Here is a 12,362-nt window from a genome sequence, read left to right on the forward strand (position 1 = left end):
GCTGGAACTTATGTATACAAGTCTCTTGTAACCAAGGCTGCTTTCCCATTAGCATGAGCTGCATCACAATGTCGTGGACGGGATTACCTCATGGTCACCACCAGCTACCGGGACAGTTACCGGCGCAGCGTTGAACAGCCCGAAGATTTCTGGCTGGAGGCAGCGCAAAAGATTTCCTGGACTACTCCTCCCAGCCAGGCCCTGGACGCCGGCCGGGCGCCGCTGTACAGCTGGTTTCCGGACGGCGTCCTGAACACCTGCTACAACGCGCTGGACCGGCATGTTGCCGAGGGCCGGGGAGGGCAGGACGCCCTGATCCATGACTCCGCCATGCTGGGGACGCAGCAGCGGTATACCTACGCGGAGCTCACTGATCTCGTGGCGCGGTTTGCCGGCGTGCTGCGCAGCAATGGCGTGGGGCGGGGGGACCGGGTGGTGATCTACATGCCGATGATCCCGGAAGCCGCCATAGCCATGCTGGCCACTGCCAGGCTGGGCGCGGTCCACTCCGTGGTGTTTGGCGGCTTTGCGCCCAAGGAACTCGCCGCCCGGATCAAGGATGCAGCACCTGCGGCCGTGGTCACCGCTTCGGGCGGGATCGAACCCACCCGCCGCATTGACTACCTGCCGGCCGTCGCTGAGGCGCTTGAGTTGGCTGGCGCGCGGGACCTCCCCGTGCTGGTCAAAGCGCGCCAAGGCTTTGCGTCAACGGCGGCGGACCACGCCGGCTGGCTGGACTGGGATTCGGCCATGGCATCCGCCCAGCCCGCCGATCCGGTCGATGTGAAAGCTACCGACCCGCTCTACATCCTTTACACATCCGGCACCACCGGCACGCCCAAGGGTGTGGTACGGGACAACGGCGGCCACGCCGTCGCCCTGCGCTGGACGCTTGAAAATATTTACGACGTCGGTCCCGGCGACGTGATGTGGACCGCCTCGGACGTTGGCTGGGTGGTGGGGCACTCGTACATCGTGTACGGTCCGCTGCTGGCCGGGGCCACCACCGTGATGTACGAAGGCAAACCGGTGGGGACGCCGGACGCCGGTGCATTCTGGCGGGTGGTCCAGGACCACAAGGTCAACGTGCTCTTTACCGCCCCCACGGCGCTGCGGGCCATCCGCAAGGCCGATCCGGAGGCGTCGCTGCTGGCGGACTATGACGTCTCCAGCCTGCGGACGCTCTTCACGGCCGGTGAGCGGCTGGACACGGACACCTTCCACTGGGCGTCCCGGGTCCTCGGCGTGCCGGTGGTGGACCACTGGTGGCAGACCGAAACCGGCTGGGCCATCTGTGCCAACCCGCGCGGCCTGGAGCGGCTCCCCATCAAGGCCGGCTCCCCAAGCGTTCCGATGCCTGGTTTCCGGCTGCAGATCCTCGACGGCGCGGGCGGGGAAGTGGAGGCCGGAACCGAAGGCAACATCGTGCTGGGCCTGCCACTGCCACCGGGCACCCTCACCACGTTGTGGGGCAACGACGAACGCTTCATCTCCTCCTACTTGCAGGCCTTTGAAGGCTGCTACGCCACGGGTGATTCCGGGTACCGCGATGAGGACGGCTACCTGTTCGTCATGGGCCGCACCGACGACATCATCAACGTCGCCGGCCACCGGCTCTCCACCGGTGCCATGGAACAGGTCATTGGGCAGCACCCGGCAGTGGCCGAATGTGCTGTCATTGGCCTCGCGGACCCCCTCAAGGGCCAGCGTCCCAGCGGCTACGTGGTGCTCAAATCCGGGGTGGACATCCCTGAAGACGTCCTGGCCAAGGATCTGGTGGCGCTGGTCCGACGGGATATCGGCGCCGTTGCGGACTTCAAGCACGTCACGGTGGTGGACGCACTGCCCAAGACGCGCTCCGGGAAGATCCTGCGCAAGACCATGCGCCAGATAGCTGACGGCGAGGAATACACGGTGCCGTCCACCATCGAAGATCCAGGGGTCATTGACCAGTTGGCTGGAGTGCTTCGGGTGGGCAGGTCCCAGGCCGGCTGACACTTGTGGCTGGAACGTCCAGCGCGGCAGGTCAGCGGGCGTTCCAGCGGTATTCGTTCTCCGGCCTGCCAGGCGTGCCGTAGCGGGCTGTCCGGGAAACAGTCCCGGCGTCGGCAAGATACTCAAGGTAGCGCCGGGCCGTTACGCGGGACATGCCCAGGGCATCCATTACCTCGGTGGCGGACACCGCTTCCGGCTGCCCGCGAAGGAACTCCTGTACGGAGCCGAGGGTCGAGGTGGAGAGGCCCTTGGGAAGCGGGAGTTCCGAGGGCGCCCGAAGGCTGGCAAAGGCACGGTCAACCTCGCCCTGGGAGGTGCCGCCCCCCTTGCCCGGAGCAGCGCTGGAACCGGCCAGCTGCTGGCGGAACTGGCGATAATTTGCGAGCTTGTCTGAGAACGTGGCGAACGTGAAGGGCTTGATCAGGTACTGGACCACGCCGATGGCCACGGCGCTGCGGACGATCGCCAACTCGCGTACAGCGGTGATGGCAATGATGTCGGCGAGGATTCCCGCCGAACGCATGCGCCGGGCGATGTCCAGGCCGTGCAGGTCGGGCAGGTTCATGTCCAGCAGGACCAGTTCCACCGGCTCGCCGGCAGCCACGAATTCATTCAGCAGCCGCAGCGCCGACTGGCCGTCCGGCGCTGTCCCGGCAAGTTCAAATCCTTCCAGCCGCCCCACGTAAGCGGCATGGGCTGCTGAGGCAACGGCTTCGTCCTCGACGACGAGGACCCGGATGTTGCTCACTGTCTGTGCTCCTTTTCCGCGGACACTGCTGCAGGCAGGAATACTTCGAACTTGGCACCGTGCCGGCCGTTGACGGCAAGCGTACCGCCCAATCGCTGCACAGCCTGCCGGACCAGGGCCAGGCCGATGCCCCTGCCCCCGGCCGCCGCCTGCTTGGTGCTGTATCCATGCCGGAAGATCCGGTCCGAGTCGGCCGGGTCGATGGGCGTTCCCGAATCGTTGACGGCGATGTCCAGGCCTTCCTCATCAGCCTCCAGCCTCAGCACCACCCGCCGCGGCGGCGGTGCGTCGGCCGCGGCGTCGATGGCGTTGTCCAGCAGGTTGCCCAGAATCGTCACCAGGTCCTGGACGGCAACCCCGGGCGCGGCGCCGGAACCAAGGGTGGATACATCCAGCTGCACGCCCCGTTCGTGGGCCTCCGCAACTTTCCCCATCACCAGCGCGCCCAGCACCGGTTCGTCGATCGAGCTCACCATGTCATCGGTCAACTGCTGGCTCAGGGCCAGGTCCTGCGTGGCAAAGTCCAGGGCTTCCCCGGTCCGGCCCAGTTCCAGGAGCGAAACCATGGTATGCAGGCGGTTGGCGTGTTCGTGGGTCTGGGCCCGCAAGGCGTCGGAAAGGGTCCGCATGGTCTGGAGTTCGCTGCCCAGCGCTTCAATTTCCGTACGGTCCCGGAGGGTTGCCACGGTTCCGTAGACGGGAACCTTCCCGCGCGACCCGGGGGACGCAGGCCCCCGTGCGGGCCCCTGGTTCACCACCAGCACACGCGAGCCCGTCAAAACCATCTCATCCTTGGTGATGCGCCCGGAATCAAACAGGCTGCGCAGTTCGCTGTCCAGGGGGAGTTCCGCCAGCGATGGGGGACGGGTGGGATCGTTGCTGCCGGTTTGGGGCAGGCCCAGCAGTTCGGCAGCCTGGTCGTTGTACATCACCACGCGCTTCCTGGAGTCGACCAGGATGAGGCCTTCGCGTACTGAATGCAGCACCGATTCGTAGTAGGCGAACAGCTGTGCCAGCTGCTCCGGGCCCCAGCCCCGGGTAACGCCTCGGAGATATCGGCCCAGCAGCCAGGAGGCCAGGGAACCGCCCACCAGCAGCGCGAGGCCGAGGCCGAGCAGGGCCGGCAGGCGCCCGGCAAGGGCGACGTCGACGCTGCGGACGGTGACACCGGCGGCCACAAGCGCCTTGACGGATCCGGACGGGTCCTTGACCGGAACAATGGTCCGGACGGACGGTCCAAGGGTGCCCGCCGTTACTTCCGTGAAGGCGCGGCCCTGAAGTGCAGCGTCAATGGAGCCGATATAGGGTTTGCCCAGCTCCTCATCCCGCGGGTGTGTCCAACGCGTCCGGTCCGGCGCCATGATGGTGATGAAATCGACATGCGCCGCCGCGGCCACATCCTTGGCGTACGGCTGCAGCAGGGCGGACGGGTCCGGTGTCGTGGCGGCCTGGAGCACCAGCGGATTGGCGGCGATGGCGGCTGCCACCCCTTCCATGCGGCGGCCTTCTTCGTCGTACGTCCGGTCCCTCGCGTCCACGTACGCGGCGGTTCCCACAATGGCGATAAAGGAGATGACGATCAGCAGGTTCGCCAGGAACAGCCGGCGGGCAATGCTCCAGCGGTGGATCATGCGTACCTCCATCTGACCCTGCGGGCGCCGCGACCAATATGAACGCAACGGTGAGCTGGATCACGGGGTGCCGAATGATGGGTATCACATTGCAAGGACGTGTTGAGCCCAGAGACTGCGCCGCAGCGTCTATCAGAATATCCACAAGGAGACACACATGGCTTCTCAAAGAGGAGAGTCGCTCGAGACCGCGACGCCGCGGCGCAAGGGACTGGACAAGTCCCACTACCTCTACATCGCCGTTATCGCCGCCGTCGTCCTTGGTGCGTTGGTTGGCCTGCTGTTCCCGGAGGTGGGCAAGTCCCTCAAGCCCCTGGGCGACGGCTTCGTCAAGCTGATCAAGATGATGATCGCACCGGTCATCTTCTGCACCATCGTGCTCGGCATCGGTTCCATCGCCAAGGCGGCGACGGTCGGCAAGGTGGGCGGCCTGGCGCTTGGCTACTTCATCATCATGTCCACCTTCGCGCTGGCCATCGGCCTCGTGGTCGGCAACATTATCCACCCGGGCGAAGGCCTGAAGCTCACCCCCTACGATCCCAACAAGAAGGCCGCCACGGACAGCACCGTGGACTTCCTGCTCGGCATCATTCCCGGGGACATCCCCGTCCTGCCCACCCTGCTGGCAGCCATCCTGGTCGGCTTCGCACTCCAGAAGATGGGCACCCAGGGTGCTCCCATCCTCCGGGCCATCGGCCACGGACAGGCGCTCGTGTTCCGCATCCTCATCATGATCATGTGGCTCGCCCCGGTAGGTGCGTTCGGCGCCATTGCCGCCGTCGTCGGTGCAACCGGCGTCCAGGCCATCGTGAGCATGTTCACCCTGATGATCGCCTTCTACATCACCTGCGCCCTGTTCATCGTCGTCATCCTGGGCGGCCTTCTCCAGGTGGTCGCCGGCGTCAACATCTTCAAGCTGATGAAGTACCTGGCCCGCGAATACCTCATCATCTTCTCCACCTCGTCCTCCGAGGCCGCCCTCCCGCGGCTGATCGCCAAGATGGAGCACCTGGGTGTCTCCAAGCCCGTCGTCGGCGTCACCGTTCCCACCGGCTACTCCTTCAACCTGGACGGCACGGCCATCTACCTGACCATGGCGTCCCTCTTCGTGGCCAACGCCATGGGAACTCCGCTGGACCTCGGCGCCCAGATCTCCCTGCTGGTCTTCATGATCATCGCCTCCAAGGGCGCCGCCGGCGTGACCGGCGCCGGCCTGGCCACCCTCGCAGCAGGCCTGCAGGCACACCGGCCCGAACTGCTGGGCGGTGTGGGAATCATTGTCGGCATCGACCGCTTCATGTCCGAGGCCCGCGCCCTGACCAACTTCACGGGCAACGCAGTTGCCACGGTCCTGGTGGGCACCTGGGTCAAGGAGATCGACGGCGGCCAGGTTTCCAGGGTCCTCTCCGGCGAACTGCCCTTCGACGAGCAGACCATGATCGCCGGCCACGGCGAAATGGCTCCGAAGGAAGAAGGCGCACTGGAGGCTTCGAAGGCCTAGCCCCCGCGCTCAACCGAACCAGAACCGCCCCCGCAGCATGGCTGCGGGGGCGGTTTTTCGATCCCCGGTGCCTCAACCTTCGACCTCAGCTAGAGGGTCAAGGCTCAACATTCGCGGAAAGTCAAGTTCCGTCGAATACCGTGTCGGGCGCTGTAACCTTGGGAGCAGAACGAACGCCGCAGGCAAGCCGGCGGCAGGAAATCACCGTCATCGAAAGTGTGGACAGATACGTGAGCAGCGAACAGGGTTCAGCAACTCTGGAAGGCACGGAATTCGACCTGGAAAACGCGGTGATGGGCCCCACGGGTCGCCCGTACCGCGAGTTCCCGGAACCCGCACCGCTGTCCTCCCATGGGCCGGCCCGCGTGATCGCCATGGTCAACCAGAAGGGCGGCGTCGGGAAGACCACCTCCACCATCAACCTTGCCGCCGCGCTCGCGGAATACGGCCGCCGCGTCCTGCTGGTGGACTTCGACCCCCAGGGTGCGCTGTCCGCCGGCCTGGGCGTTAACCCGCACGAGCTGGACCTCACCGTGTACAACGTCCTGATGGACCGCAAGGTGGACATCCGGGACGCCATCCACCAGACCGGCGTCGAAAACGTGGACCTGCTGCCGGCCAACATCGACCTCTCCGCGGCTGAAGTGCAGCTGGTCAATGAAGTGGCACGTGAACAGGTCCTGGACCGTGCGCTGAAGAAAGTCGAAGACGACTACGACGTTGTCCTGATCGACTGCCAGCCGTCCCTGGGGCTCCTCACGGTTAATGCCCTCACGGCCGCCCACGGCGTCATCATCCCGCTCATCTGCGAGTTCTTCGCCCTCCGTGCAGTGGCACTCCTGGTCGAAACCATCGACAAGGTGCAGGACCGGTTGAACCCGCGGCTGCAGGTGGACGGCGTACTGGCCACCATGTACGACGCACGGACGCTGCACAGCCGCGAGGTCATCACCCGGCTGGTGGAAGCGTTCGGAGACAAAGTCTTCGAAACCGTCATCAAGCGCTCCATCAAGTTCGCGGACGCCACCGTGGCCGCTGAACCCATCACCAGCTACGCGGGGAACCACGTGGGCGCCGACGCCTACCGCCGGCTCGCCAAGGAGCTGATCTCCCGCGGCGGCGCACCCTAACCACGTCGTGGCCGAATCCAAACCCGGCTTCGAGGTGCGGCTGGCCAACTTCACAGGTCCGTTCGACCTCCTCCTGGGGCTGATCGCCAAGCACCAGCTGGACATTACCGAAGTGGCCATCGCCACCGTCACCGATGAGTTCATCAAGTACATCCGGAAGCTGCAGCAGCTAGGTGAAGAATGGGCCTTGGACGAGGCAAGCGAGTTCCTGGTGATTGCCGCCACCTTGCTTGACCTCAAGGCGGCGCGGCTCCTCCCTGCCGGCGAAGTCGAGGACGACGAGGACATCGCCCTGCTGGAGGCCCGGGACCTCCTTTTCGCCCGCTTGCTTCAGTACAAGGCCTTCAAGCAGGTGGCAGGCATCCTCGGTGAAACCCTGGACCAGGAAGGCCGCCGCTTTCCACGGCAAGTGGCACTGGAAGAACACTTCGCGGCGATGCTGCCCGAACTGGTCTGGAAACACACGCCCCAGCATTTTGCAGCGCTGGCGGAGGCCGCGCTGCGGCCCAAGGCGCCGGCGCAGCCACCGCAGGTGGGGCTTGGTCACCTGCATGGCAGCAACGTCAGCGTCAAGGAGCAGGCAGAACTGCTGGGGCGTAGGCTCCAGCAGGAGTCACCAATGACCTTCCGTTCGCTGATTGCCGACGCCGGCTCCACCCTGGTGGTGGTGGCCCGGTTTTTGGCACTCCTGGAACTGTTCCGGGACCGGGCAGTCGCATTCGACCAGCTCTCCCCGCTGGCGGAGCTTGCCATCCACTGGACGGCCGAAGGCCGGGACTGGTCAGCGGACAACCTGAGCGAAGAATACGAGGAGCAACCGTGACGCCCCAGTTTCCCGAAACCCACCCGCAGGAGGACTCCGACCACGACCTCGACCATCTTCCCGGCGGTGCCAAAGCCGCCCTCGAGGCCGTGCTCATGGTCCTGGACCAACCCGCCAATGAGGAAGAATTGGCGGCAGGGCTTGGCTTGACAGTCCATGCAGTCCGTTCTCTTCTGGCCGAACTGCAACGTGAGTTTGACGGCTATACTGTTAAAGCCCCGGAGATGGATAGTGCCAGCCACGCTGGTATCGGTTCCAGCCCCCGGGGTTTTGAATTGCGGAACATCGCTGGTGGCTGGCGGATTTACTCCCGCACTGAATTCGCCGACATTGTTGGCAAATATGTGCTGGAGGGGCAGACTGCCAGGCTCACCCAAGCGGCCTTGGAAACACTGGCAGTCATCGCATACCGGCAGCCAGTCTCCCGTGCCCGTGTGTCTGCAATTCGCGGCGTCAATGTTGATTCCGTCGTGCGGACGCTCACCCAGCGCGGGCTGATCGAGGACTCAGGAACGGATCCCGAGTCCGGCGCAATCCTGTACCGGACTACCTCCTATTTCCTCGAACGGATGGGAATCAGTTCCGTTGAGGATTTGCCCCAGCTCTCGCCGCACCTTCCGGGGCTCGACGGAATCGCGGAGTTCTACGACGCCGAAACCATGTAGGCAGGCCACCCTGCCCGCAGCAAATATTTTCAGGTTTAGTTATCAGGGCAGACGAAGTCTGCACGGCTGGCTAGGGTTGTCCTTGGACATCGCTGCCGGTCAAAACATATTGAAGGACGGGTCATGACACAGGCGGGACGCCAGGGTTCACCACGTAACGGTTCGGGACGCGGCGGGAACGAACGCAACAATTCCCAGCAGCGCGGTTCACAGGGAGGCAGCTTCAGTGGGGGCTCCCGCGGCGGGACAGGAAAACGCTCTGCCGGCTTCGGCGGCGACCGTCCGCATCGCGCTCCGAAACCGCGCGAGGAACGCTTCATCGATCCCGACCTCGCCGGGAGCCGGCCCGAACGCGGCGCCGAGGGCGCCAAAGGTGCCAAGCCGTCGTCGCGCAAGCCTGCCGCCAGGAAGCCCGGCGCCAAAAAGGCTCCCGGAACTCCCGGCGCACCCAAGCCCAAGCCCCGCACCGGCGCGCCCGGGGCGGCAGCTTCCCGCGCATTCGGCAGCGAACGCTTCGGCCAGAACCTGGGGCCGGTCCGCAAGCCGGCCCGGAAGAAGCATCCCCGCGGCAATGTTCCCCAGTCCGAACTCCACGACGCCGACGGCGTGCGCCTCCAGAAGGTCATGGCGTCCGCAGGAGTCGCCTCCCGGCGCGTCTGCGAGGAAATGATCGCCGAGGGCCGCGTCGAGGTGGACGGCCAGGTTGTCACCGAGCTCGGTGTCCGCGTTGATCCCAAGACCGCAGTGATCCACGTCGACGGCCTGCGGATCCAGCTGGACGAGAACCTGGTGTACATGGTGTTCAACAAGCCCAAGGGCGTGGTGTCCACCATGGAGGACCCCGAAGGCCGGCCCTGCATCAGCGATTTCCTCAAGAACAACAAGAACACCGGCGAACGCCTCTTCCACGTGGGCCGGCTGGACGTCGCCACCGAGGGCCTGCTGCTGCTGACCAACGACGGCGAACTGGCCAACCGGCTGACCCACCCGTCCTACGAAGTGCCCAAGACCTACCTGGTGCAGGTCCGCGGGCCGTTCCCGCAGGGCGTCGGTGCCCAGCTGAAGGCCGGCGTGGAGCTGGAAGACGGCATGGCCGCCGTCGACTCCTTCCGCCTGGTGGATTCCACCCCTGGCCACGTGCTGATCGAAGTTGTGCTGCACTCCGGCAAGAACCGCATCGTGCGCCGCATGTTCGATGCGGTCGGCTTCCCGGTCCAGCGGCTGGTCCGCGTCAAGGTGGGCCCCATCGGGCTGGGCGACCAGCGCCAGGGCAGCATCCGCAACCTGGGCAAGCAGGAAGTCGGCCACCTGCTGGCATCCGTAGGGCTCTGAGGCATGTCCGCCTTCAAAAGCCAAGGCCGCGGCCATCTGGATGGCCCGGTGGTGGTCATTGGCACCGGGCTGCTGGGAACCAGCATTGGGCTGGGCCTGCGCGGGCGCGGCGTGCCCGTGTTCCTTTCGGACCCGTCGCCCACCAACCAGGCGGTGGCCGTTGACATCGGTGCCGGCCGCCCGCTCCCGGAACTGGGCGACGCCTCGCCGCAGCTTGTAGTGGTGGCTGCTCCGCCGGATGTCACGGCCGGCGTCGTCCTTGCCGCGCTGTCGGACTACCCGGATGCCGTGGTTGTCGATATCGCCAGTGTTAAGGCGGAGATCCTGGCCCGGCTGCGGGAATCCGGCGTCGACCTGTCCCGCTACGTGGGGACGCACCCCATGGCAGGACGCGAAAAGTCCGGCCCGGTAGCTGCGCGCGGCGAGCTCTTCACTTCCATGCCGTGGGTGCTGTGCCCCTCGGAGGAAACCTCCGGCCACGCGTTGCAGGTGGCCCGGTCGCTCGCCTCCGACCTTGGGGCTGTCGTCTCGCAGTTCACCGCAGATGAGCACGATGAAGCGGTGGCACTGGTCTCGCACCTGCCCCAGGTCATGTCCTCGCTGCTGGCCAGCCGGCTGCAGGGGACTCCGCTGCACGCGCTGTCCCTGGCGGGCAACGGCCTGCGCGACGTCACCCGGATCGCAGCAAGCGACCCCACCCTGTGGGTCCAGATCCTGGGCGGCAACGCGGCCAAGGTGGTGGAGATCCTCTACGGTGTCCGGGAAGACCTGAACCGACTGATCGGCACTTTGGAGAACCCCGCTGCCCCCGGCGCCAGGCTGGATCTCGCCCAGCTCATCAGTGAGGGGAACGCCGGACAGGCGCGGATCCCCGGGAAACACGGCGGGCCCCCGCAGGCCTACGCGTGGCTCACCGTCCTGGTGGACGACAAGCCTGGCCAAATTGCACAGCTGCTTACCGAGATCGGCGAGATCGGCGTCAATCTGGAGGACATGCGGCTGGACCACTCGTCGGGCCAAAACGTAGGTATGGTTGAAATCTCCGTGTTGCCGGACAAGCACGACCACTTGATCGAAGCCCTTAACGACCGCGGATGGCGGGTACTTCAGTAATGACACAGGAACTCCTCGAATCCATGCGCGCCCTGCGTATCGGCCGCCCGCTGGTGGTGGCCATCGACGGGCCGTCCGGCTCCGGAAAATCCAGCGTGAGCAAGGAAGTTGCCCGCAGGCTGCGGCTGGCCTACCTGGACACCGGTGCCATGTACCGGGCCCTGACCTGGTACTGCGTCACCGAAGGCATCGACCTCGAGGACGGGGCTGCCGTGGAGCAGGCCTCCCGGGACTTTGTCCTTGAGCTGAGCACCAGCCCGCTGGAGGAATATGTCCGGGTGGGTGACGTGGACGTCACGGACGCCATCCGGGAGCCGGCCATCTCAGCCGCTGTCAGCGCCGTCGCCACCACCCTCGGCGCCCGGACCGAACTGATTCGGCGGCAGCGGGACCTGATCGAAAAGCACCACCGCCGGATGGTGGTGGAAGGCAGGGACATCACCACCGTCGTCGCGCCCGGGGCCGAGGTGCGCATGCTCCTCACCGCCAGCGAGGAAGCCCGGCTGCGCCGGCGCGGCCTCCAGCTGGGTGGGACACAGGACGCCGAGCAGCTGGCTGCCCAGGTCACGCACCGGGACGCCAAGGACTCCACCGTGGTGAACTTCACCCAGGCCGCCTCCGGCGTAGTGACGCTGGACTCCTCGGACCTGGACTTCGAACAGACCGTGGATGCTGCCCTCGTGATTGTCACCAAGGTCCTCAACCGTGACTGACGCCGGCGCCGGCCTGCCGTCCGGGCTGACCATGGCATGGAGCCGGCCGGTGGGCTGGATCCTTGACCATCTGGTCTACCGGACCACCGTGACCGGCCGGACCAACGTGCCCACGGGCGGCCCGGTGATCTTCGCAGGCAACCACATCAGCTTCCTTGACGGGCCGGTGATGTTCGGCGCTGCGCCGCGGCCCATGCACATCCTCGTGAAGCAGGAGATGTTCAAAGGATTCCTGGGCAGGGTGCTCACCGCCTCCGGCCAGCTTCCGGTGGACCGGCGCGGGGACCGCACCGCGCTGCAGCGCTGCAAGGACGTCCTCGACGCCGGGCGGTGCGTTGGGATCCTTCCTGAAGGGACCCGGGGGAGCGGGGCAGCCGCGGACATCAACGGCGGCGTGGCCTGGCTGGCACTGAACAGCGGGGCGCCGGTAGTGCCGGTCGCCATCCTGGGCACACGCCAGGGCGATGAGCACCTGGACTTCGTTCCGCGGCCCGGGCGGCGCTTCCACGTCAGTTTCGGCTCCGCCCTCACCCTGGCACGCCGGGCCGGCGAAACCGGCCGTGCTTCAATGGACAGGGCGGCGCAGGAGATCCGTGCAGCGCTGGCAGGGCACGTCCAGGACACTATCCAGGTCAGCGGGCAGCCACTGCCCAATGCTGACCAAAAAGACTTGACAGCAGTAGCCGGGGACGCCGGCAGATGACCACAAAG

General features: G+C 65.9%; 10 protein-coding genes and 1 pseudogene. 9 read left to right on the plus strand and 2 right to left on the minus strand.

The window, feature by feature from the left end; genetic code table 11:
* The first annotated feature begins 90 nt into the window (after nucleotides 1-90).
* The gene (locus ACIGJD_RS07495) at nucleotides 91-1,995 is read left to right on the plus strand and encodes a propionyl-CoA synthetase (RefSeq protein ID WP_483688970.1); all 1,905 of its coding nucleotides are present in this window, start codon (nucleotides 91-93) and stop codon (nucleotides 1,993-1,995) included.
* 31 nt (nucleotides 1,996-2,026) lie between these two features.
* Here the strand turns inward: ACIGJD_RS07495 and ACIGJD_RS07500 are convergent, their stop codons facing one another.
* Both ACIGJD_RS07500 and ACIGJD_RS07505 read right to left on the minus strand, forming a co-directional pair.
* Nucleotides 2,027-2,743, minus strand: coding sequence for a response regulator (locus ACIGJD_RS07500; protein ID WP_483688971.1), 717 nt, complete (start codon nucleotides 2,741-2,743; stop codon nucleotides 2,027-2,029).
* A complete protein-coding gene (locus ACIGJD_RS07505) occupies nucleotides 2,740-4,374 on the minus strand; it encodes a sensor histidine kinase (RefSeq protein WP_483688972.1) in 1,635 nt (544 codons plus the stop codon). The genes ACIGJD_RS07500 and ACIGJD_RS07505 overlap by 4 nt, the downstream gene beginning before the upstream one ends.
* 157 nt (nucleotides 4,375-4,531) lie before the next feature.
* Here ACIGJD_RS07505 and ACIGJD_RS07510 point away from each other — a divergent pair, with 157 nt between their 5' ends.
* From ACIGJD_RS07510 to ACIGJD_RS07545, 8 genes and pseudogenes are all read left to right on the plus strand, one after another.
* On the plus strand, nucleotides 4,532-5,875 hold the full coding sequence (locus tag ACIGJD_RS07510; RefSeq protein WP_483688973.1) for a cation:dicarboxylate symporter family transporter: 1,344 nt from the start codon (nucleotides 4,532-4,534) through the stop codon (nucleotides 5,873-5,875).
* A gap of 230 nt (nucleotides 5,876-6,105) precedes the next feature.
* Nucleotides 6,106-7,005 (plus strand): ParA family protein, encoded by a 900-nt coding sequence (locus ACIGJD_RS07515; RefSeq protein WP_079597205.1) that lies wholly within the window; start codon nucleotides 6,106-6,108, stop codon nucleotides 7,003-7,005.
* Nucleotides 7,006-7,012: 7 nt separating this feature from the next.
* Nucleotides 7,013-7,828, plus strand: a complete 816-nt coding sequence (locus tag ACIGJD_RS07520) for a segregation and condensation protein A (RefSeq protein ID WP_483688974.1) — start codon at nucleotides 7,013-7,015, stop codon at nucleotides 7,826-7,828.
* On the plus strand, nucleotides 7,825-8,493 hold the full coding sequence (scpB, locus tag ACIGJD_RS07525) for an SMC-Scp complex subunit ScpB (protein ID WP_483688975.1): 669 nt from the start codon (nucleotides 7,825-7,827) through the stop codon (nucleotides 8,491-8,493). The genes ACIGJD_RS07520 and scpB overlap by 4 nt, the downstream gene beginning before the upstream one ends.
* Nucleotides 8,494-8,616: 123 nt before the next feature.
* A complete protein-coding gene (locus tag ACIGJD_RS07530) occupies nucleotides 8,617-9,825 on the plus strand; it encodes a pseudouridine synthase (RefSeq protein WP_483688976.1) in 1,209 nt (402 codons plus the stop codon).
* Between the two features lie 3 nt (nucleotides 9,826-9,828).
* Complete coding sequence (locus ACIGJD_RS07535; protein WP_483688977.1) at nucleotides 9,829-10,938, plus strand: prephenate dehydrogenase; 1,110 nt, start codon at nucleotides 9,829-9,831, stop codon at nucleotides 10,936-10,938.
* Nucleotides 10,938-11,651, plus strand: a complete 714-nt coding sequence (gene cmk / locus ACIGJD_RS07540) for a (d)CMP kinase (protein WP_483688978.1) — start codon at nucleotides 10,938-10,940, stop codon at nucleotides 11,649-11,651. Before ACIGJD_RS07535 ends, cmk begins: the two co-directional genes overlap by 1 nt.
* Nucleotides 11,652-11,682: 31 nt before the next feature.
* A pseudogene (locus ACIGJD_RS07545) lies at nucleotides 11,683-12,358 on the plus strand (lysophospholipid acyltransferase family protein); the annotation flags it as partial.
* Between the last annotated feature and the right edge of the window lie 4 nt (nucleotides 12,359-12,362).

It is taken from the genome of Arthrobacter sp. E1SS-5, assembly GCF_057073715.1.

Excerpts from the sequence above, each read along its gene's own strand:
- ACIGJD_RS07535 (WP_483688977.1), top strand. The coding sequence starts at position 9,829 with ATGTCCGCCTTCAAAAGCCAAGGCCGCGGCCATCTGGATGGCCCGGTG.
- ACIGJD_RS07495 (WP_483688970.1), top strand. The coding sequence starts at position 91 with ATGGTCACCACCAGCTACCGGGACAGTTACCGGCGCAGCGTTGAACAG.
- ACIGJD_RS07505 (WP_483688972.1), bottom strand. The coding sequence starts at position 4,374 with ATGATCCACCGCTGGAGCATTGCCCGCCGGCTGTTCCTGGCGAACCTG.
- cmk (WP_483688978.1), top strand. The coding sequence starts at position 10,938 with ATGACACAGGAACTCCTCGAATCCATGCGCGCCCTGCGTATCGGCCGC.
- ACIGJD_RS07530 (WP_483688976.1), top strand. The coding sequence starts at position 8,617 with ATGACACAGGCGGGACGCCAGGGTTCACCACGTAACGGTTCGGGACGC.
- ACIGJD_RS07510 (WP_483688973.1), top strand. The coding sequence starts at position 4,532 with ATGGCTTCTCAAAGAGGAGAGTCGCTCGAGACCGCGACGCCGCGGCGC.